General features: G+C 50.4%; 25 protein-coding genes and 1 pseudogene. 9 read left to right on the top strand and 17 right to left on the bottom strand.

All coding sequences use genetic code 11. The features are described 5' to 3' along the window. The first annotated feature begins 37 nt into the window (after positions 1-37). Complete coding sequence (locus F456_RS0118690; RefSeq protein ID WP_026293982.1) at positions 38-844, top strand: alpha/beta fold hydrolase; 807 nt, start codon at positions 38-40, stop codon at positions 842-844. Positions 845-870: 26 nt separating this feature from the next. Further along, positions 871-1,893 carry a sensor domain-containing diguanylate cyclase gene (locus tag F456_RS0118685; RefSeq protein WP_018978580.1) on the top strand — a complete coding sequence of 341 codons (1,023 nt, stop codon included), beginning with the start codon at positions 871-873 and terminating at the stop codon, positions 1,891-1,893. Between the two features lie 268 nt (positions 1,894-2,161). Here F456_RS0118685 and F456_RS0118670 read toward each other — a convergent pair whose 3' ends face one another. Next, entirely contained in the window at positions 2,162-2,413 is a 252-nt protein-coding gene (locus F456_RS0118670) for a hypothetical protein (protein WP_018978577.1), read from the bottom strand. Positions 2,414-2,873: 460 nt separating this feature from the next. Between F456_RS0118670 and F456_RS0118665 the strand changes: the two genes are divergently transcribed. Further along, positions 2,874-3,746, top strand: a complete 873-nt coding sequence (locus F456_RS0118665; protein WP_040925384.1) for a carbonic anhydrase — start codon at positions 2,874-2,876, stop codon at positions 3,744-3,746. Positions 3,747-3,897: 151 nt separating this feature from the next. On the opposite strand, the gene F456_RS0118660 is transcribed toward F456_RS0118665, so the two are convergent. Continuing rightward, positions 3,898-4,632, bottom strand: a complete 735-nt coding sequence (locus F456_RS0118660; RefSeq protein WP_018978575.1) for an MORN repeat-containing protein — start codon at positions 4,630-4,632, stop codon at positions 3,898-3,900. Between the two features lie 299 nt (positions 4,633-4,931). Between F456_RS0118660 and F456_RS0118655 the strand changes: the two genes are divergently transcribed. Then, on the top strand, positions 4,932-5,939 hold the full coding sequence (locus F456_RS0118655; protein ID WP_026293981.1) for an ABC transporter substrate-binding protein: 1,008 nt from the start codon (positions 4,932-4,934) through the stop codon (positions 5,937-5,939). Continuing rightward, the gene (locus tag F456_RS0118650; protein WP_018978573.1) at positions 5,936-7,990 is read left to right on the top strand and encodes an iron ABC transporter permease; all 2,055 of its coding nucleotides are present in this window, start codon (positions 5,936-5,938) and stop codon (positions 7,988-7,990) included. Before F456_RS0118655 ends, F456_RS0118650 begins: the two co-directional genes overlap by 4 nt. A 101-nt stretch (positions 7,991-8,091) precedes the next feature. On the opposite strand, the gene F456_RS0118645 is transcribed toward F456_RS0118650, so the two are convergent. Further along, positions 8,092-8,634 (bottom strand): DUF1697 domain-containing protein, encoded by a 543-nt coding sequence (locus F456_RS0118645; RefSeq protein WP_018978572.1) that lies wholly within the window; start codon positions 8,632-8,634, stop codon positions 8,092-8,094. Between the two features lie 346 nt (positions 8,635-8,980). Between F456_RS0118645 and F456_RS0118640 the strand changes: the two genes are divergently transcribed. Next, the gene (locus F456_RS0118640) at positions 8,981-9,616 is read left to right on the top strand and encodes a hypothetical protein (RefSeq protein ID WP_018978571.1); all 636 of its coding nucleotides are present in this window, start codon (positions 8,981-8,983) and stop codon (positions 9,614-9,616) included. Positions 9,617-9,636: 20 nt separating this feature from the next. Here the strand turns inward: F456_RS0118640 and F456_RS0118635 are convergent, their stop codons facing one another. The 3 genes from F456_RS0118635 to F456_RS0118625 form a co-directional block, all read right to left on the bottom strand. Further along, positions 9,637-10,074 carry a DUF488 domain-containing protein gene (locus F456_RS0118635; protein WP_018978570.1) on the bottom strand — a complete coding sequence of 146 codons (438 nt, stop codon included), beginning with the start codon at positions 10,072-10,074 and terminating at the stop codon, positions 9,637-9,639. Positions 10,075-10,173: 99 nt separating this feature from the next. Further along, positions 10,174-11,097: a glycoside hydrolase family 43 protein gene (locus F456_RS0118630; RefSeq protein WP_018978569.1), complete on the bottom strand. Its 924-nt coding sequence runs from the start codon at positions 11,095-11,097 to the stop codon at positions 10,174-10,176. Between the two features lie 86 nt (positions 11,098-11,183). After that, positions 11,184-12,140 (bottom strand): GntR family transcriptional regulator, encoded by a 957-nt coding sequence (locus tag F456_RS0118625; RefSeq protein WP_018978568.1) that lies wholly within the window; start codon positions 12,138-12,140, stop codon positions 11,184-11,186. A 216-nt stretch (positions 12,141-12,356) separates the two neighbouring features. Here F456_RS0118625 and F456_RS0118620 point away from each other — a divergent pair, with 216 nt between their 5' ends. Further along, on the top strand, positions 12,357-12,869 hold the full coding sequence (locus F456_RS0118620) for an HPP family protein (RefSeq protein WP_040925385.1): 513 nt from the start codon (positions 12,357-12,359) through the stop codon (positions 12,867-12,869). A 571-nt stretch (positions 12,870-13,440) separates the two neighbouring features. Here F456_RS0118620 and F456_RS0118615 read toward each other — a convergent pair. The 11 genes and pseudogenes from F456_RS0118615 to F456_RS0118565 all read right to left on the bottom strand — a co-directional run bounded on the left by F456_RS0118615 (position 13,441) and on the right by F456_RS0118565 (position 23,181). Next, positions 13,441-13,803, bottom strand: coding sequence for a hypothetical protein (locus F456_RS0118615; RefSeq protein WP_018978566.1), 363 nt, complete (start codon positions 13,801-13,803; stop codon positions 13,441-13,443). A 216-nt stretch (positions 13,804-14,019) separates the two neighbouring features. Further along, positions 14,020-14,952, bottom strand: a complete 933-nt coding sequence (gene rbsB / locus F456_RS0118610) for a ribose ABC transporter substrate-binding protein RbsB (RefSeq protein WP_018978565.1) — start codon at positions 14,950-14,952, stop codon at positions 14,020-14,022. Between the two features lie 20 nt (positions 14,953-14,972). Next, positions 14,973-15,944, bottom strand: coding sequence for a ribose ABC transporter permease RbsC (gene rbsC / locus F456_RS0118605; RefSeq protein WP_018978564.1), 972 nt, complete (start codon positions 15,942-15,944; stop codon positions 14,973-14,975). Between the two features lies 1 nt (position 15,945). After that, entirely contained in the window at positions 15,946-17,427 is a 1,482-nt protein-coding gene (locus F456_RS0118600) for a sugar ABC transporter ATP-binding protein (RefSeq protein WP_018978563.1), read from the bottom strand. An 11-nt stretch (positions 17,428-17,438) separates the two neighbouring features. Further along, entirely contained in the window at positions 17,439-17,846 is a 408-nt protein-coding gene (gene rbsD / locus F456_RS0118595; protein ID WP_018978562.1) for a D-ribose pyranase, read from the bottom strand. After that, the gene (gene rbsK / locus F456_RS0118590) at positions 17,843-18,745 is read right to left on the bottom strand and encodes a ribokinase (RefSeq protein WP_018978561.1); all 903 of its coding nucleotides are present in this window, start codon (positions 18,743-18,745) and stop codon (positions 17,843-17,845) included. Before rbsK ends, rbsD begins: the two co-directional genes overlap by 4 nt. A gap of 93 nt (positions 18,746-18,838) precedes the next feature. Continuing rightward, a complete protein-coding gene (locus tag F456_RS0118585) occupies positions 18,839-19,840 on the bottom strand; it encodes a LacI family DNA-binding transcriptional regulator (RefSeq protein WP_018978560.1) in 1,002 nt (333 codons plus the stop codon). Positions 19,841-20,546: 706 nt separating this feature from the next. Beyond that, positions 20,547-20,654, bottom strand: a pseudogene (locus F456_RS24930) (sulfurtransferase); the annotation flags it as partial. A 58-nt stretch (positions 20,655-20,712) separates the two neighbouring features. Beyond that, the gene (locus F456_RS0118575; RefSeq protein WP_018978558.1) at positions 20,713-21,387 is read right to left on the bottom strand and encodes a hypothetical protein; all 675 of its coding nucleotides are present in this window, start codon (positions 21,385-21,387) and stop codon (positions 20,713-20,715) included. A gap of 3 nt (positions 21,388-21,390) precedes the next feature. Next, complete coding sequence (locus F456_RS24430; protein ID WP_157060137.1) at positions 21,391-21,843, bottom strand: zinc metalloprotease; 453 nt, start codon at positions 21,841-21,843, stop codon at positions 21,391-21,393. Between the two features lie 387 nt (positions 21,844-22,230). Beyond that, the gene (locus tag F456_RS0118565) at positions 22,231-23,181 is read right to left on the bottom strand and encodes a sulfurtransferase (RefSeq protein WP_018978556.1); all 951 of its coding nucleotides are present in this window, start codon (positions 23,179-23,181) and stop codon (positions 22,231-22,233) included. A 366-nt stretch (positions 23,182-23,547) separates the two neighbouring features. Between F456_RS0118565 and F456_RS0118560 the strand changes: the two genes are divergently transcribed. Together F456_RS0118560 and F456_RS0118555 are read left to right on the top strand one after the other, a co-directional pair. Beyond that, positions 23,548-24,849, top strand: a complete 1,302-nt coding sequence (locus tag F456_RS0118560; RefSeq protein ID WP_026293979.1) for a hemolysin family protein — start codon at positions 23,548-23,550, stop codon at positions 24,847-24,849. Positions 24,850-24,952: 103 nt separating this feature from the next. After that, on the top strand, positions 24,953-26,017 hold the full coding sequence (locus F456_RS0118555; protein ID WP_018978554.1) for a hemolysin family protein: 1,065 nt from the start codon (positions 24,953-24,955) through the stop codon (positions 26,015-26,017). Positions 26,018-26,251 lie beyond the last annotated feature (234 nt).

The raw sequence follows: 26,251 nt of genomic DNA, 5'->3' as shown, positions 1-26,251 counted from the left end.
TACAATTGTATCTGCAAACTTAAAATCATGGAGGCAAATGACGATGAATATTCTGGAGCGCAATCATGTTACGATACTTGGCAGTGGAAGCCGCACGATCGTCTTTGGCCATGGATTCGGCTGCGATCAGGAAATGTGGAAGCTCGTGGCTCCACGTTTTGCCGACCGTTATCGCGTCGTATTGTTTGACTATGTTGGTTCGGGGAAATCGCAGCTGGATCAATACGATCCGATTAAATATGGCACCCTGCAGGGGTATGCTGATGATCTGCTGGACGTTATGGAAGAGTTGGAGTTAAAAGATTCCATATTCGTTGGACACTCAGTGAGCAGCATGATTGGCGCAATTGCTTCTATCCGTAACCCGGAATTCTTCAGCCGTCTTGTCATGGTCGGTCCCTCGCCCCGTTACCTGAACGACCTGCCGGAATATTACGGTGGATTCGACCGCGAGGATATCGATGAACTGCTGGAGATGATGCAGCTTAACTTTAGCGGCTGGGCCAGTTATATGGCTCCTGTAGCTATGCAGAATTCGGAGCGTAAGGAACTTGTCGAGGAATTGGAGCAGCAGTTTGCTTCGCGCGATCCGCGCATCGCGCGCCAATTTGCTGAAGTGACGTTCTACTGCGACTGCCGCGGCATATTATCCGACGTCAATGTTCCTTCGCTTATTCTGCAATGTGCCGAAGACAGTATCGCGCCTCTCGAGGTCGGCGATTATTTGCACCAACATCTTCAGCGCAGTACATTGAACCAGATGACAGCCAAGGGACATTATCCTCAACTAAGCCAGCCGGATGAAACGTTCGAACGGATTGATCAATATCTAACCGGTCTCTGAAAGCCCGGAAGAAAGGCAGTTACCTCATGAATACTCAACTGGACCGTGTGCCCGGCGGATATTTCTCGATCTCGGAAGCAGGATTTGTCCAGTCGGTCAATCGTACCTTTTTGGATATGCTCGGTCTCGAAGAGACTGAACAGCTGGTTGGAAAACATATCGAATCTGTTATGTCCTCAATCAACAAAATGTTTTTTCATACGTATTTCTATCCGCACATCCACATGCATAAACGTGTAGACGAAATGTACTTTGCTTTTCGCACAGCGGATAACCAAAGTGTTCCCGTCCTGCTGAACGGCGTTCGCCGGGAGCTGGAAGGGGAAGTAGTAATCGACTGTATGGCGCTTGTTATGCGCAAGCGGCTGGAATACGAGAAAGATGCGCTGCGCAGCAAGAATGAGATTGAGAAATTGTACGAAGCCACAAATGAAATGAACAAACAGTTGGAAAAACTGCATGCGGAATACGAGCTTAAACAGAAAGCTCTGTTGGAGATGAATCGCACTCTGGAAACGTTGGCTTCGACAGACCCACTGACCGGACTGCACAATCGCCGCTTTTTCCAGGATTGTCTGCGCGGCGAACTGCTTGCCTGCCGAAGCAGCGGCGAACATCTGTCCTTGCTGATTGTCGATATCGACTTTTTCAAGAACATCAACGACACATACGGTCATCCCGTCGGTGATTTCGTACTGATCGAACTGGCACGATTGCTTCGTCAAACAGCAGGCCCGCACAGTATTTGTGCCCGTTTTGGCGGCGAAGAATTCGTTGTGCTGCTCCCCGCTTTCGGACGCACCGAAGCCAGTGAAGCGGCAGAACGTATTCGCGTGACAATCGAAAACACACCTCTGGGACCGCACCGGATAACCGTCAGCATTGGCATTGCTACCTCCCTGCCGGATTCCACAGAAGAGTCTCTTCTGGAGCGAGCCGACCTTGCCCTGTACCGTTCCAAACACGAGGGCCGGAACCGAGTCTCGCATGCGGAAGAGCTTACCGAAAGCGGAGGAATCGAAGATCAAAATTTTGATCAGGAGGCTTGAAACTAATGAACCGCAGTCTGCGTATTGCAGCGGCGGACAATCAGGGAAACCTGTTTCTGATTCTTCATATGAAACTGGACAAGAACTGTAATAACGAATTTTGAAGAGACATCCAGTGGGTATCTCTTCTTTGTATTTTGGATCATTTTGGATCATTTCGGATTGAATCCGCGCAGAAAAAGCCGCTTGCCTTCGCATGATGCGAAGACAAGCGGCTTTTTCTGCGTTCTTTCCAGCTGCTGTTTATCCTTCAATCCATGTTCTTAAATTATACGCTCTGCGCCGATGTCTGACTGACGGACACGCGCTCTTCTGCTTCATCAGAATCAGACTGCTTCTCAATATCTTCTCCGCGCACCGTGTTCAATTCCTGTTCGTTCTGATGAAGTTCTTTGAGCATATTCCGGTAAATATGGGCTTCCTGACGGTTCAGTCCGTCGCGATTCTCTTTCAAAATCCAGTTCTCGACCGTCTTCTTCAAAAGTTCGCTTTTACGTTCCAGTACTTCCGTATAACTCAATTGTCTTCATCCTCTCCGTAATTTGATGTCCAACGTCAGAAATGTGTACGATCTGTATGAGCAACAGCTGCAAGAGCAACGTAACATCCGACGTAATGTTTATCATTATACGGGAAAGCAGGCCTATGCCCAACATGGCTCAGTAGGCCTCTCGCAGGTCATATATGCCCTAGCAAAGCCCAGAGTAACTCAGCGGACCGAGGCGTAAAAGTCCGGCCCTATGCTCCTTTTTGCTAACTGATCCTGTAAATTCACTTGCTCTATAACTAATCCGACCCTTTTACAACTGCGCTTAAAGAGATATTCATCATTGGACGCTTGAAGAGTGAACATCTTTTTATGATACTATTCATATATAAAAATGTACTGTGTTTATTTTTATATAATAAAACATGGTTTTTTATCATTCCCTAGTGTTAAAATAGGTTTTGCTGCTTATTATTTCAGAGAAAGAAGGTTAATGATGACACGCAAAACTATAGGCTTTACTGCGGCGCTTGCCGCTATGCTCGTCCTATCGGCCTGCGGACAAAATACAGCCGCACCTGCCGACGTTTCCGAAAACTCCGCAGATTCTGCTGCAGCTCCTGCTGCTTCAGGTTCAACTTCATCGGGCAAAGCAGAAGCTTCCCATGCCGCAGCCCCTCACTGGTCTTACGATGAGGAGACGGGTCCCGATCACTGGGCAGAGCTGGAGGACGAATTTGGCGTATGTGCAACCGGAGCTTCCCAATCGCCGGTCAACATCGACCACACCCAAATCGTACGCTCGGGTGAAAGCAAGCCCATCGAACCGCATTACGGCAAACTGTCCGATGCTTCCGTTATTAACAATGGTCACACGATCCAGGTCAACGTAACCGGCGGCGATCACTATATGACGTTGGACGGCGAAAAGTATAAGCTGCTGCAGTTCCATTTCCACCATCCGAGCGAGCATCAGGTTGACGGTAAGAATGCGGAAATGGAGCTCCATTTCGTACATGAGAATGAAAAAGGCGAAAAAGCCGTTGTCGGCGTGTTGATCAATCCGGGTGAAGAGAATTCCGCCTACAAGTATCTGTGGTCTCACCTCCCTGAAGAGGAGAGCGAAGAAGCGGTTCCGTTGGATTCGCCGATCGACCTAAATGCTCTCCTGCCGCAGGATCTGCATTCCGTGCATTACGACGGCTCCCTCACTACGCCTCCCTGCACGGAGCATGTGAACTGGAGTGTACTTGAAGAGCCAATCGAACTGTCGCAAGCCCAGATCGACCTCTTCGCCAAACTTTTCCCTGACAATCATCGACCTATTCAAGAACTTGGAGACCGGGAATTGAGCGGAGACAACTGATTCATTTCTTTTGAAAAAGGTCCTCTTGAAAAAGGTCCTCTGTTTTTAATCAGCCATCGTCCTGGTGCGTATAAACAAAAAGACGGCCGAACGGGAAAATTCCCAATTCGGCCGTCTTTTATATTTCTTTCTATACTCTCTTTCTATTTCTCTATTTGAGAGGCACCTGTTTGGAGAGCTGTTCGAACTTTTTCAAATGCGGCGTCACTTGTCCCGTAATGCTCTGCAGGTACTTAAGCGATGATTGACGTTCACGCTCCAACTTGGCGGAATCTTCTGGGAAGATCGAATAATTGCGCGATACGGCTCCCTTCTGGTAAGTCACATTGAAAAGACTCCCTTGTTTCCATAACGAAACCAAATTTTTATTATGTCCAAGAATATTGAAGTTCATACCGTCCGTCCGATAAGTGAAGCTGTATTCCGGATCCGCTTCGGCATGAAGAACATCGTAACCGCTCGCCAGCGTATTATTTTTAAATGTACCGGTCTGGATTTCATTTGAGACGACATGTCCATTGCTCTGGGAACGCTTCTCCGTCCAGGTTCCTGCTCCATTCATCCGATCGTTGCTCCAAGAACCGGTGTACACCTGTTTGATCCGATATTTTGAACGGTTATCCAAGTAATCGTTGATGTACTTTCCTGTTCCCGATCGTTTGCCGTTCACAAAACTTCCCGAGTAAGTCTTGCCACCCGGCCATTTGATTGTGCCTCTTCCATCAGGCAGACCGTTCTTGACCTGTCCGTAATAAGTCGCTCCTCCTGCAAGTGACAGAGCCTGCTTGCTCTCCGCCGCATGAACAGGAGAATCGGTATAGCTTGCGACTCCGCCGAACGGAAGTCCGATTGCCAATGCCAACAGAAGAACAGAACGTTTTTTCATAACTGGAATCCCCTTTATCATTTATAATGGTGTACCGCTGCTGCAGTCTAGGGATTAGACGCAGTCGTTACTCCATTCCCCTCACCTTTTATCATATTTTTAAATATATTTTGGGTGCCAGCGTCTGCTTGTGTAATATGGAGCAGGAAACCTATTCCTTGAAGGATTCGCTATAAATCAAAATTCGCCCTCACAACTTCCGTTGACAAAAATAAAAATCTGACGCATAATCATTAAATGATAACGATTATCATTATCATATTGTTTTCATCATACATAATAAGGGGAGAACTTCATTGATCAAAAAAGGTTGGAAACACATGCTGCTCTTGTCCGCTTTTACGATGACGCTCGCGGGGTGCGGTTCTTCCGCAGGATCATCCACCGCTGCAACTGTACCTTCAACTCAAGCAAATACGGGTAGCGAAGCCCAGGCAGCCGGTCCGATTACGATCAAACACGACGGCGAAGATGTGACGCTCGATAAGCCGGCCGAACGCGTCGTATCGTTGGAATGGACGTATACGGAAAACTTGATCGCGCTCGGAGTGCAGCCGGTCGGCAATGCCGATAATGTCCAGTATAAGCAGTACATCACTTCCGAAGCCGCGCTGGACGACGGCGTGACCGATGTAGGAATGCGCGGCGAACCGAACCTCGAGACGATCGCTTCCTTGAAGCCCGATCTGATCATTGCCAACGCAACCGAAGATAACAAGCTCTACAAGCAGCTTCAAAATATTGCACCGACGATCCAGTTCGATCTCTACAGCGGCGACGGCTACAGCTATGAACGGATGGAAGAAACATTCAATCGAATTGCAGGTGCCGTAGGCAGGGAAGATCAGGCGAAGAAAGTGCTGTCCGATCTGGACCAGCATTACGCCGACGCCAAGCAGAAACTCGAAGCTGCAGGCAAATCTGATTTCCACTATGCGCTGACTCAAGCCTTTACCTCGCAGAATGCAGCTACCCTGCGGATGTTCTCGGATAATTCCGTCGTTGCAGGTACGCTCGCCAAAGTCGGATTGATCAACGACTGGCAGCCGGAGAAGATGGAATCTTACGGATTTTCGACGGTAGGCATTGAAGCTCTGAAAGAAGTTCAGGACACCAACTTCCTCTATATTACGCAGCCGGACGATGAAATCTTCGGAACGGCCATGGCGGACAATACGGTATGGAACGGCCTGAACTTTGTCAAAGAAAAACGGGTTTATCCGCTCGACAGCACGCTCTGGACATTCGGCGGTCCGGTATCGTCGAAAGTGCTCGTTGACGGCGTTGTCGGAGCTATCGTGAAATGAGTACGATCCGGCTCCGGGCTGCCCGTTCGGTTTATAACTGGCGTACATTAAGCATCTATGGGGGCGGCCTTGCTGCTCTCATCGTGCTTTTTTTTATAAGTTTGTGCTACGGCGAAGCCGATATTCCGCTGCATACGGTGATCGAAGCTCTGACGGCCAGACAAGATACGCTTGAACATAATATGATCTGGGACCTCCGCATGCCGCGTACGATGATCGGTTTGTGCGCTGGAGGCGCACTGGCTGTGGCCGGCGCACTGCTGCAGACGATTACCCGCAATCCGCTGGCCGCTTCGGATACGCTTGGCGTCAATGCCGGCGCTTATTTTGTCGTTGTGCTGGGCTCGGTACTGTTCCCCGGCGTACTCGCCAAGTCGCCGTTCCTCTTCGCGGCGATGGGTGGAATGTTCGCGGCAGCGGCCGCTTATTTCATGGGCGGCGGACGCCGCTCCAATCCGGTTCGCCTCGCGCTGTCCGGCCTGATTATCTCCATGGTGCTCGGTTCGTTCACGAGCGCTCTGCATATTTTCTTCTCCATGAAGACCCAGACGCTATTTCTGTGGGGCGCCGGTTCGCTGGTGCAGAACGACTGGAGCGGCGTTCAGTACGCCTGGCCCTGGGTTGCCGGATTGATGCTGGGTGCGCTGCTGCTGTCCCGGCAGTGGGACATGCTGGAACTTGATGAATCCACCGCTTCTTCGCTCGGTCAGCGTGTAGGCGGCGCCCGGGCGGCCGGCCTGCTAATATCGGTGCTGCTGGCTGCCATTATCGTCAGCGTAGTCGGTCCGATCGGCTTTGTCGGTCTAGTCGCTCCCCATCTTGTTCGACTCAGCGGACTGCGCAAGAACGGCTGGCTGCTTCCGGCTGCCTTCATCTGGGGCGCGGCGCTGCTGATCGGCGCGGACGTACTGGCCAAGATGGTTCACAATTCCAGTATGCAGCTGCCCACCGGTGCTGTTATGGCGATTATCGGCGCTCCATGGCTGATCTGGCTTGTGCTGACCCGAATGAAAATGAGCGGCACGGGAGCTTCTTCCTCGATGAGCACGGGGGTGCGGACACAGCGTTGGTCTTATCGCCGTCTGGCGATTCTGTTCAGCGTGCTGGCCGTTCTGCTCGTGCTCCTGAGCACGATGTTCGGCGGCATGCGCATTCCGCTGGCCGACCTGCTGCCCAGCCTGTTCACGCCGGACGGCGCCTACTCGGCAATGATCGAGCTGCGTATTCCGCGCACGCTTGTCGCAGCCGGTGCCGGCATGGCGATGGCGATCAGCGGCGTGCTGATTCAGATGGCGGTACGCAATCCGCTGGCCGATGCGTCGATTGTCGGCGTATCTTCGGGCGCGGGATTCGGCGCCATGCTGGTACTTATCGCCTGGCCGGGACAGCCGATTTATATGCTGCCGCTGGCTGCGATTGTCGGCGCCGGATTGGCCGCTGTTATCGTCTTCTCTCTGGCTTGGCGCAAAGGACTGAATCCGTCCGTCGTGATCCTACTCGGCATCGCCGTATCCGCTGCTGCGGGCGCGGGTATTCAGGTGCTAATCGTACGCGGCGCGATCTACGGCAGCAGCGGGTATATCTGGCTGACGGGCAGCACCTACGCTCGCAGTTGGGACGATGTGAAGATCATCGCCGCATTCCTCGTCGTGCTGCTGCCGCTGGCGTGGCGGCTGGCCCGGCGCTTCGAACTGCTCGTGTTTGACGACCAGAGCGCAGCCGGACTTGGCCTGTCGGTACGACGCACCCGTTTGCTCGCAATGACAGCCGGCGTACTGCTGGCTGCCGGCGCGGTCGCCTGTGTCGGTACGGTCGGCTTCATCGGACTGATTGCACCGCATATGGTCCGCATCCTAACCGGTCCGCATCTGCGCCGCTCCATCTTCCTTTCCGGGCTGGCTGGTGCCGTCATGCTGGTTTTGGCTGACACGATCGGCCGAACGGTCATGGCACCAACTGAGATTCCTTCCGGTCTGCTGATTTCCCTGATCGGCACACCCTATTTCCTGTATCTGATGTACCGCTCCAATTGGCGGGGACCGGCAAAATAAATAAAGCCTGCGCTGTATCCCAGGCAGGCTGAAGATTTCTATGATCGAGAAACCCTTTCTTCCGAGATTGGGTTTTTCGGCGTATCAGCTTCGGTATGAGTTCACAACAGCTCTCGCATCAGCTTCAAGATCTTCCGCGTCGTATTCACATTACGGACGGTCATCTGCGCATACAGCTTGCTGCCGATCAGCTTGTTCATTCCGCTGCGTCCGGCGTCGGCGCGATCCACTGCGAACAGCACCGCATGCGGTGCGAACAGCAGCGTTCCGATTCCCGGAGTCAGCGGAAGAGCCGAAGGGACGGCAGCTTCCTCCACCTCGTCCCACAGAAAGAAAACATCGCTTTTCATCTGCCCGTCGTTGCTCCATTCGTCCGGCAGCATTCCAGCGATTGTCTCCATCTCCTCCAAGCTGCGGACGAGGACACGGATACGCAGTCCAAAGTCGGCTTCGATCGCAGCTTCCAGCACGCCTGACAATTCGATCTGGGGAAGACTATCGTTCACGAATACAATGTTGCCGGAGTTGATGTACGTTTTGACGTTCTTCATGCCTGCACGTTCGAATGTGGTTTTGAGCGTCTTCATGTCAACTTTGTTATTGCCGCCGACATTGATTCCCCGCAGCAGTGCGACGTAGATCAAAGCATTTCCTCCCCTGAATAAAGTATTGCGTTCTTCACAGCATTGTCCAACGAACCTCGTCGATTTTCCAGTCATATTTGGTTCGGAGCATGACGGCGGTTAGTTTAACTCGGATTGTTCCTAGCAAAATAACACTCTCGAACTTTCCATCGTTATTCATATTATACTTTAACGTCTGAATACGCCTAAACAGCAAACTTTTTATGTTGTTACATCGTTAGAAGGATAACTCTTGCTCTAACAGCTTCTGAAAGACAGCTCGGTCGGCGTTAAACCTATCCTGATCCAGACAACAGCACAACAATACTAACCACCCTTAAAGCTATCGAAAAGGAGACCCATACACATGAAAAAAATCCTTGCAGCCGGAAGCGTCATGTTGTTGAGCTTATCCGTATTGGGCTGCTCCGATCAGAATCCTTCGGTCAACAGAACTGAAGTTCAAGGTCCCAAAAATACTTCTTCCGAAGCGCTCATGGACTATGCCGCCCAAGATGAGTCTCAGGATGCAGCAGGGGATTCGACAATGGAGCTGGCCGAACACTTCTCTACTTTGGAATCGTTGGCAAACTCCTCTCAACTTATCGCAGAAGTCGTACTGGATGGAAAAACCGAGAAATTCGACTACGAAGGAGCTGAATTCATTCTCTCTTCTGCAGCCGTGACAGATGTGATCAGCGGAGATCGCAGTTATTTAAATACCAGGATTGATCTTTTAGATGTTGCTTCTTTTCATATGCAGCCTGCCCAGGACAGCAACCGCTTTATTTTGTTTATGATTAAGTACGAAGGGCCTGTCGTTTCCGAAGAAGCTTTTGTTACAAGAGGCGTGTATCAAGGAAGATTTGCGATTAATGAAAATAATCAGATATATTACGAGGCGAATACGGATAACGGAACAGCCAGTTTTCAAGACAAGATACAGAATATGAACGTCGAAGATTTTAAAAGGCTTATTGAGTCTTCTATTGATAAAAGTTAGCCGCCGTTAAAGCACTCTATTTAGAATAAATCGATCTGCTCTACCGTAACCGGGTTCAATTCTTCGGCTTGTACGCCATACTCCGAGAAAAATTCTCCAACCAGTCTGCGATGACAGTAACGGTGATCTTTACAGAAGCAGATCAGCACCACATCTTGTCCTTTCAGAAGCCTTTTATACACGTCTCGCAAAGCGGTCAGCTTCTCCTGACTTTCTAATTCCCGCCCAAAACGCCTCTCGTACTCGGGCCACCAGCTTTTGTCCGGACGGTCCCTCCATTCGTCCAGATACGTATAGAACAGCTCGGGCGAAGGAGATAGCGCTCGGACAGGCTCGACATTCGAGATCTCTGCTCCCGCCCTCGTAATCAGCAGCCGGGCGGCCTGCGTTTTCAGCTTTTTCAGTCCCGGGAGATTTGACGTATATAATTTTCCGGACGGTGTATGTGGAGCGGTCAATGCGATTCCTTCCTTTCTGCATATGCATCCCTACTATGAAACGCTTAAACTTCTTCTCCCGGCGCCAGGACATTCATGCAGATGCCCCCACTAAGTAACTCAATCGATTCCGTAAGTTTCCAGCAAGCGTGCTGCTTCTACATTCGTGATGTTCAGCACACTGCCATGGCGCTTTTGCGTCCGGCCCAGATTGAATTCGCCTTCCTTGACGAAGCGGAACTTCCCCTTATCCAAATTGGATGTCAGCAGAGGAAGATAGCCTTTTCCCTCTGCAAAGCGGTCCACGATCAGGCACCATTCTTCCCGGTCATTGAATTTGTAAATCTGGGGACCTTCCAGTCCTAGAATCGATTCCAGGGATGGCGCGTCCATATCAACGAAAGCATCCTTGCTCAAGCTGCTGCCGCGTTCAACCCGAATGCTTTTGGTTGTTTCGTCTTTTGAATACCGGTAATATGCATCCTCACTCTTGATGATTGTCGTATCGATAATGTCGTTGTCTCGCTCGATGTACTTTTCCGGCGTTGTAAAGCTGCGGAAATCCCGGGTTCGGGAACTGTAAATCTTATGTTTGCGCTTCTGTTCGTGCGGCTCCCGTGTCGCGGACGCCCAGAACACCAGAAAATCGTCCGTCTCCTCGTCGTACACGGCTTCCGGCGCCCAGACGCAGCCTGCGTCCGGCACTTCGCAGGTTACTGACCACGGCGCAGACCAGTTCGTCAGATTGGACGATTCCCAGACAATGATATCTCTGCTGCCTTCCTCTACGGCGGACAGCCAGCTGCGTCCGCTGCCAATCCGCAGATCGGTGGCGATGAGGTAAAACTTGCCTTCTTTCGGCGAACGGACAAGAAAAGGATCTCGAATGCCTTTTTCGCCCAAACCCGATCTCAAGACAGGCTCTCCTCCGTTCAAGTCGCGAAAATGCAGGCCGTCTTCGCTGTATGAAAAATAAACTTGTTCGCCATCCGGCCCTTCTCCGATAAAGTGGACCAACAGATACCCGGCATATTCTTTCAGCAAATTTACTCACTCCTCGCCTTTTTATAAAGATAAAGCGTAATCCCGATTCCTATAACGTAAAGACCCTCATGCAAAGTCACAGCTTGTTACAAGATCATATTTTGCAATAAATTCTCACTGCTTTGCTCAAGCTTCATTGGATACATCGTGACTTTATCGGGAGCCAACTTATATAACTCCTGAAATACTGCATCAGAGGCATAGATCCGATCTACTTGATCTAAAGAGGTTTGGCTGTGATCTTCTTCTTTCCATCCAATCGTCTCCATACTCAGGTGGTGGATTCCTGCTTCTTTGACCCGTTCTGCCATCCATTCTCCTCCTGTTTTGCCTAGGCATGCAAAGGCGACATGAGTGCCTCGTTCCAATCCGGCTAACTCCACCAGTATCGAAGGCTTAGCATCTGCTCCGATTACAACGATCCTGCAGTCGAACGCCGAAAATTTACGTCTTACCTCGCTGGCATGATTTAGCGTTGTCACTACGACATCGATACCTTGAAGAATGTCGCGAATCCCCGATGCCTCGGGAAGGTCTTCCAGAAACACCGTTTTCACATTCCCACCGGCAGCTTGTTCAATCGCACGGCTGTAAAAAAAGTGGTCATGTCCCTTGCACTCGATCAGAAGAATATTAGCCGTGAACGCTGAGGAGGACTCCTGCTGCATCATCATGTAACTAAATCCCATCGTAAAAAATGACTGCAAATCATGCCCTTCGTTTTTTGCCCGTTGAACGGTTTCTTCAATAAGTTTCAACTGTGCAGCAGATTCCTTCCGAAGCTGTGCGGCTTTCTGTGTAATCTGCGTTCCACGTCCTTTATTCATGGTTACAAAGCCCTCGTCACGCAGCTGATTATATACAAGATTGATTGTATTTCGGTTTACTCCCAGTTCGTCAGCCAACTGACTGGCCGATGGCAGCATATCCCCGAGTTGAAGTTCCCCTGCCGCCATCTTGCACCTCAACTGTTCTCGGATTTGAGTGTTCACGTTGAACGTCCAATCTGAATCGATCCTTAATCCTAATTGTTTTTTGTCCATTACAGTTAGCCTCTTTTCATAGTCCTATAGTTATATTATAACTTTGCCTTTGCTTGACCTCAATGTAATAGTTACTGGCACTGAATAAGCATTGGACACATACTGCAGGAAATACAAAATGGATAATTGACAAAGCTTCGCTAACGTTATATAACTAGTTTACTAGTAAATTAGTTTAAAAGGAGTGAGGGAATGACTCAGCTGCTGAATGACAAGATGAACGCTGGATTCTTTGCAAAAATGAAAGGACAAGGTAGAAGCCCGCTTAAAGTGGATGCTCACAGTATGATTGTAGGAGGAATTGGAGGTTTTATTACGATCAGCCTGCTTACTCTGCTGAGTAATTGGAGCTCTGCGCTCTGGCTGATGGCTCCATTTGGTGCAAGCTGCGTACTCGCTTTTGGCCTATGGGAGTCTCCGCTATCACAACCACGAAATATTATAGGAGGCCATTTCCTTTCTGCCCTAACCGGTTTAGTCATGTTCCATCTGTTTGGTACGCATTTTTGGTCTATGGCTTTGGCAACTAGTCTAGCGATTATTCTAATGATGCTGACTCGAACTACTCATCCACCTGCAGGAGCCAACCCGGTGCTTGTCATGCTGGCAGGCAGCGGCTGGTCATTTCTACTCACACCGGTTCTTAGCGGTTCACTTATTCTGGTAGCCGCCGCGCTTGTCATCAACAATCTGGACAAACGGCGGAAATATCCTTCTTTTTGGTTGTAGGGACGGTATGCTTTAACGGATTAAGGCATCTGCGAAATCTCACTTATTTTCAAGACAAAAAAGCCCGCACAAAGTGTGGGCTTTCGAGCTGTCGAGCTGTCGAGAAAATAGGCGCAGCTCGGCGATTCTAACGAATCCTGACAACGCTATTTGCCCTCCAGCTCGCTTTTTTCGATTCTAACGAATCGTCATCACGCTAGTTGACCTGAATTGGCTTTAAACCGACTGAATCACAGCCAATAAGGATATGACGATTCGTTAGATTGTTAAAAAAGCCGAATATCAACAAATAGCGATATGAGGATTCGTTACACATCAAGTAGAGCGCGATACACGTTAAGTAGGGCATGATATACGCGGAATGCACGGATAAGCACCATGAATACAATACGTTAAAATGAGGGCCAGCTTCGGATTTCATGCTTCGGTCCAAAAGCGAATAATTCAAAGAAACCCGACTCTCTATGTGGAGAGCCAGGTTTGCCAATACGCTAACAGCCCACATTTATCGTTGGCTATACGAAATCCAGTCGCTCCAGCCAGTACCGACGATTGTGATTTACAATTTCACTCACTTCGCATCGGTCCGCACGACAAATGCAAAGACCTCATCGTTTTCCTCGCTCATCAACTTGAATCCTCGTATAAGACCACCAGGTTCATAATCTGTAGCATCCGAACTATAACTAGCTAGTGAATGCGGAGGAATAGTAAAAGAAACAATTCCATCTCTAACTTGAGCTTGAAGAGGATAGGGAACGCTGTCTTCGTACTTAGAAGTTCCGTCTTCGTTAAGGATCAAATCTTGAATCTTATAGCTGGTTGAAGAAGAGTCCGGAAGAACAATAAAAATCTTTTGTTTCAGCGCAACATAGGGAGTTTGAGCAGACTCTTTATGAATGATACGTTCAAAAACTGCAGCATCGCTTTCCACAAAAGTATCGATATGACCAAAGCAGCCCCTCCCATAATCCAGCCGGGTCTCTCACTTCCTTGATAAATACTGTTCTGTTGAACAGTCATACCTTGAATCGGGTGCATCAGAGCAAAAATCTTTCCGAATTGATAACAGGCGTACAGAATGGGTATCATGCCCAAAAAAACGACCTCGCTCTCTGCTTTCATGCAGATTTCGAGGTCGTTTTCGGCTTTAAGGCTGCGAATCTTCTTTCGTCACGAGCTTCAAAGGTGCCGGAATGGAGGCCTCCACTTCCTTGCCTTGAAGCACGTCCCGCGCGGCGTCCACGGCCAGTTGGCCGATCAGATCCGGCTGCTGGGCCACGGTCGCAGTCAGTTTGCCGTTCTGGATCGAAGTCAGCGCATCGTCGTTTCCGTCGAAGCCGACGACCGGAATATCCTTGCCCGAGCTTTCGATGGCTTCGATCGCGCCGAGCGCCATTTCGTCGTTATGCGCGAATACGGCCTGCACGCCCGGATTGCCTTGCAGCAGGTTTTCCATGACGGTCAATCCTTTGGTGCGGTCGAAATCGGCCGCTTGACTGGCGATCACGTCGAGCCGCTTGTCGGCAATCTCGTGGAAGCCGCGTCCCCGCTCGCGGGTCGCGGACGCTCCCGGCACGCCCTGCAGCTCGATCACCTTAGCCCCTTCGCCAAGCTGCTCCGCCAGGTACTCGGCCGCCATCTGTCCGCCTTTGGCATTGTCGGATGCGACAAGCGCCTTCACGTCGCCCTGGTCCGCGGAACGGTCGAGCGCGATAACCGGAATATCCAGCACGTTGGCCGCCTGCACCGCGGAAGAGATCGCGGCCGAGTCGGTCGGATTCACCAGCAGCGCGTTGATGCCCTGTTGAAGCAGATCGTCCACGTCGTTGCTTTGCTTGGCCGAATCGTTTTGCGCATCGACGACGATTACTTCGATCCCCAGCTTCTGTGCTTGCGCTTCTACGCCGTCTTTGAGCGAGACGAAGAACGGATTGTTCAAGGTCGAGATCGACAACCCGATTTTCAGGTTTTCTGCGTCGGCCGAACGATTCGCTTTGGCCCAAGCCGGCGGCTGCATCGAGCAGCCGGCTAGCATCAGGACAACCAGTAAAGCGGCGAGTACGGTCATTAATTTTTTCATAAGGTCACCTTCTTTCTGTTTTAAGCCGACCGCTTGCGGTCGATCAGTACGGCAATCAGGATCACGACGCCTTTGACCACCATCTGGAAGAACGAGGAGACGCCGAGCAGGTTCAAACCGTTATTCAGCGTGGCGATAATCAGCGCGCCGATCAGCGTGCCGACGATCCATCCGCGTCCGCCCGTCAGGCTGGTTCCGCCCAACACGACCGCCGCGATCGCATCCAGCTCGTACGATTGTCCGGCCGTAGGCTGCGCGGAATTCAGACGGGACATCAGGATGGCGCCCGCCAACGCAGACAGCAGGCCGGCCAAGCTGTAGATCATGATCTTGACGCGGTGTACTTTGATGCCCGATACGATGGCCGCTTTTTCGTTGCCGCCGATCGCGTACGTTTTGCGGCCGAAAGCCGTTTTATGCAAAATGGTCCAGAGGATCGCGAATACGATCATCATGGTGATGGCCGGAACCGGAATCCCCAAGAAATAACCGCGGCCGAACAATTGGAACGATAGATCGTCGCCCAGGCCCGTAATCGGATTGCCGTTGGTGTAGACGAGCGTCAAGCCCCGGAAGACGGTCATCGTGGCAAGCGTCGCGATGAACGGAGCCATTTTGCCTTTTGTGATCAATATCCCGTTGATCGCACCCATGATCGCGCCGGCGATGCCGCCGATCAGAATCGCCAGAATCGGGTCGACGCCAGCCAGCATGAGATTCGCGACGAAGGCGCTGGATAACGCCAGGATCGAACCGACCGAAAGGTCGATGCCGCCGGTCAAAATAACGAAGGTCATGCCGAACGCGATCAGCGCGTTAATCGCCACCTGCCGAAACAGATTCAGAATGTTAAGCGGTTCCAAAAATGCCGGATTCAATATGGATACGATCATGACCAGAATGATAAAACCGAGCAATGGACCGAGTTTTTGCGTAACCTCCGATAATTTGAAACGTTTGCCGGAATCGGCTGCGGAAGCTGATTTTTGCATCTTATTGTCCCCCTGTCGCTAAAGTCATAATATTTTCCTGCGTCGCTTCGCTGCCCGCAAGTTCCCCGCTGATGCCGCCTTCATGCACCACGATGATTCGGTCGCTCATGCCCAGTACCTCGGGAAGCTCGGAGGACACCATAATGATCGCCACGCCCCGGTCCGTCAGCTCGTTGATCAACTGATAGATTTCACGCTTGGCGCCCACGTCCACGCCGCGCGTCGGTTCGTCGAGAATGAGCAGGCTCGGTCCGATGCCGATCCATTTGGCGATGACGACCTTTTGTTGGTTGCCTCCCGACAGGCTGCTGGCCGGCGTTTCGGCGGACTGCGTTTTGACCTGCAATCGCTTGACCAGTGTATCCACGAACTCGCGCTCTTTGCGCGATGAGATAAAGCCCTTGGACGTAAAACTAAACAGGTTCGGCAGCGCCATGTTTTCGCGAATCGAGAAGTCGAGCACAAGGCCTTCGTCTTTGCGGTCTTCGGTAATGAAGCCGATTCCGTGCCGCACTGCGTCTTCCGGGCGACGGATGTTGATCTTTTTGCCCCGCAGCACGATCTCGCCGCCGTCGAGTTTGTCCAGACCGAAGATCGCCCGCATGATTTCCGTGCGCCCCGCGCCCATCAGACCCGAAAAGCCGACGACTTCCCCGGCCCGGACGTTGAAGCTGACATTTTCGAACAATCCGCGCCGCGTCGCGTTTTTTACTTCCAATATGATGTCGCCGGGCTTCGGATTCCGCTTCGGATAACGCTCGGTCAGTTCGCGTCCGACCATCTTGCGCACGACTTCGTCAAAGTTCGTCGCCGGGATATCTTTCGTATCCACCGTAATGCCGTCGCGCATCACGGTGATCCGGTCGCAGATCGTGAAGATCTCTTCCATTCGGTGTGAAATGTATACGATGGACACGCCTTCGGCTTTCAGCGAACGAATGACTTCGAACAGCTTGACGATCTCGCGTTCGGTCAATGCCGCTGTCGGTTCGTCCATGATGATGACTTTGGCTTCCGTCATCAACGCTTTGGCGATTTCGATCATCTGCTGCTGTCCGACTGAACAAGCACCGGCTTCCTTGTTCAGCGGCAGGTCGACGGACAAGCGCTGAAGCTGCTCACGGGCAAGGCGTTTCATTTTTCGCGTATCCAGCAGTCCGTACGGCAGGTTCAGTTCCCGGCCGATAAACAGATTCTCAAGCACGGTCATTTCCGGCCAAATATTCAGTTCTTGGTGGATAAACGTGATGCCGCGCTTTTCGGCCTCGCCAGGATTCGCGAAGTACGTTTCTTTTCCGTCAACCGCGATATTGCCTTCGTCCAGCGCGTGCAGCCCGACCAAGATATTCATCAACGTTGACTTGCCCGCGCCGTTCTCGCCCATCAGCGCATGAACTTCACCTTCCCTAAGTTCGAAATCGACACCTTTCAATACCTGGTTCGTACCGAAAGCTTTATGAATGCCCCGCATTTCGATATGCATGCCGCTTCCTCCTATTCTTCGTTTCCGAAACAAACGCCGGCGTATAAAATACAGTTGGCATAAGGCTTGGCTTCGCCGGTACGGATAATGGCTTTGGCTCCCGCGGTCAGCTTTTTGAACGTTTCATGACTGCATGATTCGATCGACGCCGCCTCGAAAGTCCGGTGCATGAAAGCGTAAGCCGCTTCGTTTTGCCCGATCATTTCTTCCGCGATCATGACTTTCTCGATCTCCATATCGGCGGCCACAATTTCGACCACCTGCTCGAAACCTGGAACGCCGTTGGTCAACGCCAGGTCGATCTTAGGCACGCCGGGCGGCACCGGAAGGCCGAGATCGGCGATGACGATATAATCGGTATGCCCCAGATCAGACAAGACTTTGGATATATGACTATTCAGTATGCCGTGTTTTTTCATGCCAGCGCCTCCTCCACTTCTTCGCGGGTCGGCATGCCGCCCTGCGCGCCGAAGCGGGTGACGGACAACGAAGCTGCACGGTTGGCAAAACGCAAGCTGTCTGCGATGCTTTTTCCTTCGGCCAAAGCCACCGCAAATGCCGCATTGAACGTATCTCCCGCCCCCGTCGTATCGACGGCTTGGACCGGATAAGAAGGCACGACTGCCTCTTCTTGTCCGTCGAAATAACGAGCGCCGCGGCTTCCTTCCGTCACAATCAGGCGATTTGGATACTTCCGCAAACTTTCGCCGAGCTCCGCTCCGTCGAACAATAGGCTCGCTTCGTGCTCGTTTGGGGTCAAATAGGCGCTGTTTTCGATCACTTCCGCTTCTACGGGGCGAGCAGGCGCGGGATTCAGCAGCAAAGGAACGCCGGACTGCTTGCAAATGCGACTGACCAGCAGCACGGTCTCGGCCGGAATCTCCTGCTGAATCAGTACGATGTCGGCCCCTTCGATTACTGCGCGCGATTTTTCCACGTATTGAGGCGTTACCTGGCGGTTGGCCGCTTCGACGACGATAATGCTGTTATCGCCTTCCGCCAAAATGATATGCGCCGTTCCGCTTTCACAATGTGTAACCGGTTCCACATTGTTCACACAAACACCGTTTTGCTTCAGGTTGTCCAAAATGGTCTGCCCCAACGAATCGTCGCCAACCCGTCCGATCATAGAAACGTCAGCGCCCAGTCGGGCCGCGGCTACCGCCTGGTTTGCTCCTTTTCCGCCCGGTACGGTCTTGAAGCTTTCTCCAAGCACCGTTTCCCCGGCCCCCGGCCGTCTAGAAGACGTTACGACCAGATCCATCGAACAGCTTCCGACCACGACGACGCGCGGCTGTTTTTTCGTATATGCGCTCATGCTTATTCCCACCTTTTTTCTGGATTGTTCTTAGATAAGCTTCGTATGAAAGGGATAAAACCGCCCGTACGTTGACCGTATCGAATCTGGAAGTCAGCGGTCAACGTATTCGTTCTCCGGCTTTTTTCGCGTACTGCCCCGTTCGACAAACTCGACCGGCATCTGGATATTCCGCAGCTCCACCGTTTGTCCTTCGATCAATCGGATCATCAACTCTGCTGCTTTGTAGCCCATATCGTAAGCGGGTTGGCGGATCGTCGACAGCGGCGGAGACAACAGTCCGATCAGCGGAATATCGTCAAAGCCGATAATTTGCACCTCTTCCGGTACCTTTTTCCCTAATCGGAGCGCTTCGTGCAGTACGGCGATCGCCGCCATATCGTTGCTGGCGATTACCCCGTCCGTATCGGGAAACGCAGCGAACAGCTCTTTCGCTTTTTCCTCCGCCTCCTTCAGCGCGAACGACGCAGTCCGAATCACTTCGTAGGCAACTCCCGTATCTTGAAGCACTTCGACGGCTCCCTGAAAGCGATCCTGCGCCGGACGGATATGCGCCGGTCCTTGCAGTACGGTGACTCGGCGGCTGCCCCGCTCAATGATCTGCTGCGCAGCGATCCGGCCGCCTTCCCGACCGTCCGCGTACACGGCCGGACGGTCGCTGGAGATCCGATCCAAAAAGACGACCGGTATGTTCAAACGGCGATACGATTCCATGCCCGGAAAATTGGTGGACGAGATAATGCCGACCGCGTTATTTTGCACGAAAGTCTGGATGTAATCGCGTTCTTTTTGTTCGCTTTCGTCGCTGTTGCCGAAGATCAGACGGAATCCGCTTTCCTGCATCCGGTCTTCCACGCCCCGGGCAAGCTGCGGGAAATAGGGGTTCGTAATATCCGGCAGCAGCAATCCGATCAATCTCGATTTGCGCTTGTACAGGGAACGGGCCACCTCGTTAGGCGTATAATCCAGCTCTTGAATCGCTTTTTCCACCATACGACGCGTATCTTCGTGCACATAACCGATTTCGTTGAGTACCCGCGATACGGTAGCGACCGATACGCCTGCGTGTTTTGCGACATCTTTTATCGTGACCATGCTTTTCACCTCGAATGAGTAACCGGTTACACATAAAGTATCATAGTTTTAAACCGCTTTCAATACTTTCTTTATCGATGCCTGCGAAGTGCTGCTCCAGCTCTTCAATACTCTTGTACGTGCCGTCTTCGTTGAGCAGATTTTTCTAAACATTCACCATGAAAAAATCTCGACTGTTCCAGTTAAAACTTCAGGATTCACACAGACTAAAAATATTTATTGAAAATGACCGATCAGTTTTTCTAAATTAAGATTTAATTTTATTAAATAATACATACAATATAGTCCCTAAAATAAACCCTGCAAATAAAACAGTGGGTATCCAAAACGACTTAGAGCGTAAAAAATCTCTCATAAAGCCTCCTTCTTTAATTTCCATTACATACATGAACGCAACAACAAATAATTAAGTTGGGTTTTTCGAAATCAAGTAATCAAAAAAAATTCTCATTCCTTCTTGTTCCCCTTACCTCTATATGCTACCTCAAAGTTATTTCCACTTTACGCGCCCTACGTATTTTGGGTCATTTATTTATCGTTGCGCACAGAAAACATTTTCTCCAGCCCAGCATTGATCCCTTGTTGACTTCCAGTACATCAGAATACTGTAAGCCAGCCGTTCTGGAACCCAACACCGTGTATTCTCCAAGTCTAAACAGCACAAAAAAGCCCGCATCCAACGCGGGCTTCTCTACTCCAACCAATCTTATATCTCTTCCCCCGTCGCCACCGGATTATCTTCATACGAAATCCAGTCGCTCCAGCTTCCCGCATACAGCCTTACACTCTTAAACCCGGCCTGTTTCAGCGCAAGGCGTTTACCTTCAACAGCTTTTTCATTACGTCAACTTTGCAATTCACAATAGAAATTACTAGTTTACAACCCCACTCTCTTCACCATACAAGTGACTAATGACATCATCTTTTAATTTCTTATACTGGCTACTTTCAGGATCATTGCTTATGTCTGATGTAATAGATGATTCATGAGTATTCGGGTTATTCAGGCTAAACTTTCCTTGTTCAAGAGCATTAATCCAATATCCTTGATCTTTTTCCCTCCAAACTAAAAAAACTACATATTTTTCACCTGGCACCATTTTAATATAATCTTCATAACTAAATTGAATGAGTTCACCTTGCACTTCCGCAGTATACGTAGGTTCCAAAATAGAAAGTTTTCCACTTAATTGTTCGCCATTTTTAGTTGTGAATACTTGATTCAATTCTACTTCAGTACGCGTATGACCAGACGGGTATCCATCTAGATTCTCAACAAAATTCTGTGAACGTTCAGTAGCTGTCACCTCTGCCACAACGTCCGAAGCTGCAAGAGCCTCTTCATAGTTTTCAAATATATTGTGATCTGCAGAAATGCGGCTCGTTTTAATTTCTTTGGGTGCTAATTCAACATTTTTAGTTGTTTTTGACGAATTAAGAGAAGAACTTTCACTTTCATTTGTATGTTCTTTATAAGTGCATCCGCTCAGGGCTGTAATACTGACTAGAGCGACTATACCAATTTTTGAGATTACCTGCTTATTCATAAGTCACCATCCCCATTTCGTTCTTAAATGTGCTAAATCAACACTAGTAGATTGTTCTAAAGCGATTTTCCCAGACTTCATCCAATGATTTCCTGAATGTCCAGGCGGCTCTTCAAAATGATTTAGTCCTAAAACGTGTCCAATTTCGTGTCCAGAAGTTTTGTAGCGGTGTACATTTTCAAAACCTGCTGCATTTTGATTATCTAGGTCAAACCTTATGACACCTTGCTGAAAATTTGTACCATTCGTAACTTCATCAGGGGTTATATTGCGCCCACTCAACATCCAATAAGTCGCTGCCCCGTACGTGCCGGGCGGAAGATTTCCCTTTCCGGCATAAATTTTCATACTCGCAGTGGAAGAATTAACTACTTCAGTTATGAAAACGCCGGTTGAAGCATTATCCCATTGCTTTACACCGTTTTGTACAGAGCCTTTAAAACCTAATGAGTTCACAGAATCATCTACTCAATACGTCATGTTACTCGCTCCGCCAGAAAGCGAGCCTTTTTTGATGTGAGCTGTTCCTGTATCAGCAATTGCTAGAGAAGAAGAAAAAACAAACAAAGAACTGGTAAGAATAAAAATCTTTAAAATTTTTCTGTAATTAACCATTGTTGTTCCTTTTTTTAAATAAAATGGATATATATTCATTAACTTAACCAATCATCTTTTTGTTACGAAATTTAAAATATTTAATTTTTATCAGAATCTCTTGTTCGCTTTCGGCATACTGGAATACCCAAAAGCAACCTGCTTGGACTCCCTGCACCGTGCATTCCCGAAGTATACGCAGCACAAAAAAGCCCGCGTCCGCCGCGGGCTTCCTTTTCAAACCCAACCTTACCCTTCTTCCCCCGTCGCCACCGGATTATCCTCATACGAAATCCAGTCGCTCCAGCTTCCCGCATACAATCGTACACTCTTGAATCCGGCCTGTTCCAATGCCAGCACATTCGGGCAGGCGCTTACGCCGGAACCGCAGTACACCACGATTTCCGCTTCCTTGTCGATGCCTTCGAAGTGCTTCTCCAGCTCTTCCTTGCTTTTAAAGGAGCCGTCTTCCTTCAGCAGATCTTTCCAGAAGAAATTGACCGCTCCAGGAATGTGGCCGCCGACCGTGTCCATCATCTCGTTTTGTCCAAGGTAGCGGTCATGCGCGCGAGAATCGATCAGCACCGGAGTGAAAAAGACTTTTGGATTTACCGCCGGAGGGATTTCGATATCCTGCACCGGCGTTTCGCCATGTTCATCCGTTCTTTCTTCTTCGACGGCTTCCATAATTTGTTCTGCTTTGAGCGTGCCGACGATCCGCTGCACTTCGTTCACGTCGGTCAGCAGATGCGGCTGTACATTGGGCGTGAACGCCGCGGGTACACGTACCGCTTGAGTATCGTTTACCGGAAATCCTGCTTTTTTCCACTGCGAGAAGCCGCCGTCCAGCACGGCCACATTGTCATGTCCCATCCAGCGCAGCATCCACCACAACCGGGCCGCGTTCATGCCGCCTTCGTCGTCGTAAGCGACGACACGGGTCTCGCTGCCAATCCCCAGCTTCGAGAGTCGCGCCGCAAATTCTTCCGGATCCGGCAGCGGATGCCGGCCTCCGTGATCGCCCGCCGGAGCGGACAGATCTTCTTTCAAATCCATATAGATCGCGCCAGGAATATGCTCCTGCTCATAGGCTTGACGGCCTGCCTCCGGCTGACCCAGCGTGTAGCGGCAGTCCACGATTGTCTGTTCCGGCTCGTACAAGCGGGCCAACAGCCATTTGTTCGATACGATATTTTGCATGGTTATCTCTCCTCTCGACGTTCACCCTGCACGATATACCACCGAATCCGTGCGGGCGAAACTTTTTAACAGAATAGCACCTTCATCCTGCGAAAGCCAATCAGTCCAAGCCGCCGAAAAATATTGTGCATTTTGTGAAGCCCAACGTGTTGCTGCACGGTTACGAAAGGTTATGGTATAGTAAGAAGTAATACATTAGGGAAGGGGGCAGCAAACTTGGGAAGGCGCTTGACTATTATTCGTCGTCGTTGTTGATCACCATTTCTTGGATCTGTCTCTTTCATACGGAATATGCAACCGAGAGGCAAAGCTTCACGTAAACGCTAAAAATTCACTGGAGGTGAATCCCTCGTACGAGGGAACTTATTGGACCTAATGACAATCGTCAATTTATTGATTTTGGCTGCACTGCTAGCACTTACCGCATTCTTCGTCGCATCGGAGTTCGCGGTCGTTAAGGTACGCGCATCCCGGCTTGATCAGCTGATCACGGAAGGCAACAAGAAAGCCATCGTCGCCAAGAAAGTGGCTGGCGATCTGGATTACTACCTGTCCGCCTGTCAGCTTGGCATTACTGTAACGGCACTGGGACTCGGCGCGATCGGCAAGCCCGTGGTCGAACGGATTCTGTATCCGGTATTCGACTGGCTCAACGTTTCGGCTTCGGCTTCTTCCGTCGCTTCCTATGCCATCGCCTTTTTCTTGGTGACATTCCTGCACGTGGTCGTCGGCGAGATGGCTCCTAAGACGCTGGCGATCCAGTTTGCCGAAAAGGTAACGCTTCTTCTGGCCGCTCCCCTGTACTGGTTCGGACGCGTCATGTACCCATTTATCTGGGCGCTTAACGGAACGTCCCGTCTGCTGCTTCGGGGTTTTGGCGTAAAGCCGGCCGGTCACGAAGAAGTCTACTCCGAGGATGAGCTGAAGATTATCATGACACAGAGCTATCAGGGCGGCGAAATCAATGAAACGAAGCTGTCTTACATGGAAAATGTCTTCTCGTTCGACGAGCGGGTTGCGCGCGATATCATGGTGCCGCGGACACAGCTGGTCACGATCGACAAAGATATGGATTATGCAGAACTGATTGCGGTGCTCGATGAGAACAATTACACCCGGTATCCGGTTACCGAAGAAGGCAGCAAAGACCGGATCATCGGAGTCGTTAACGCGAAAAAGATGCTTCCGCATATTATCGCCAAACGCGCTCGCAAGGTGGAAGAATTTATCCGTCGTATTCCAATCGTGTCGGAGGCGACGCCAATTCAGGAAACGATGCTCAAAATGCAGCAGGAACGCATGCATATCGCACTCGTTGTCGATGAATATGGCGGTACGGCAGGCATCGTCACGATGGAAGACGTGATGGAAGAACTTGTCGGCGAAATTCGCGACGAGTTCGATGCGGATGAGATCGCCGAGATTCAACAGACGGGCGACCGTGAATATGTAATCAGCGGACGTGTGCTGCTTGACGAACTTGAGAAACGCTTCGGCATCAAGTTCGACGAACGCAGCGACACCGATACGATCGGAGGCTGGATCCAGCACCGTCAAGGTACAGGAGCCAGTGAAGGCGCAAAACTGATCGAGAACGGACACGTCTGGACGATTGCGGAAAAAGACGACCTACAGATCAAACATGTAAAACTTAGCTATACCGAGTAATGATGGCACAGCGTAAAGATTACACAGCAGCAAAAGTCGTACAGCAGCAAACCAAAATAATAATGCATATCATGGAGGTGAATCCCTCGTACGAGGGAATTTATTGGACGGAACAATAGCATTAAACCTGTTTCTGGTCGCCGTATTTATCGGACTTACGGCCTTCTTCGTTGGCGCGGAATTCGCAATACTGAAAGTTCGGATGTCGAGACTTGACCAATTGGTCGCAGACGGCAACAAGAAAGCGGTCATGGCGAAGAAAGTCGCCCAGGATCTGGACTACTACCTGTCCGCCTGCCAGCTTGGCATTACGATTACCGCACTTGTACTCGGCGCGCTTGGGGAACCGACCGTCGAAAAAATGCTGCATCCGGTATTTAATCACTTTAACGTACCGGATACTATAGCAACCGTACTTTCGTATGCAATCGCGCTTGCGCTCGTGACCTTCCTGCACGTTGTCATCGGAGAACTTGCTCCGAAGACGCTGGCGATCCAGTTTGCGGAAAAAATGACGCTGATGCTCGCCCCGTGGCTGTACCGCTTCGGCCGAATGACCGCTCCATTTATCCGTCTGCTTAACGGTTCCGCGGCGGCGCTGCTGCGTCTGTTCGGCATTAAGCCGGCCGGTCACGAATCGGTGCATTCGGAGGAAGAGCTGAAATGGCTTGTCGAACAAAGTTACGAAAGCGGCGAGATCAACAAGACCGAACAGGCTTATCTGAATAACATTTTTGCTTTTGATGACCGACTTCTGCGTGAGATCATGATCCCAGCAGACAAAATCGTCAAAATTGCAAAAGAAGTCCCGCAGGACGAACTCGTCGAGAAGCTGAGCGAACACGAGTATACCCGTTATCCGGTAACGAACGGTAACCCGGATGCCTTTATCGGCTTTGTCCACAGCAAAGAAGTACTGACCGCCATAGCGGCGGGTCGGGACGGCCGAATCGAAAGGTTCCTGCATAAGTTGCCACAGTTCGTGGAGACCGCAACGCTGCGCGAAGTGATGCTCAGTATGCAGCAGAATCGTGTTCATATTGCTTCTGTAGCCGATACGTCCGGCCGCACAATCGGGCTTGTGACGATGGAAGACATCTTGGAAGAAATCGTCGGCGATATCCGTGACGAGGCAGACGGCGTAAGACTGCCTTCCGTCGTTATGTAACGGCCAACCGTTCTTGCAACAATCGCAACAATCGCAACAATCGCAACAATCGCAACAATCGCAACAATCGCAACAATCGCAACAATCGCAACAATCGTTAAAATTATGTTGGATAGAGACTTCGGTTTTCGCTGAACTGGCGGGAACCGGAGTCTTTTTCATATGCAGATCGAAAAGAAAACCAAGCCGGAGAAGTAATTGCAGAAAGGATTAGATTTAATGAGCGAAAGTCGT

Origin of the sequence: Saccharibacillus kuerlensis DSM 22868 (assembly GCF_000378145.1) — a bacterium.
Taxonomy (GTDB): domain Bacteria; phylum Bacillota; class Bacilli; order Paenibacillales; family Paenibacillaceae; genus Saccharibacillus; species Saccharibacillus kuerlensis.
Note: the sequence above shows the minus strand (reverse complement) of the source record. Positions and strands in the feature narration are given on the sequence as shown.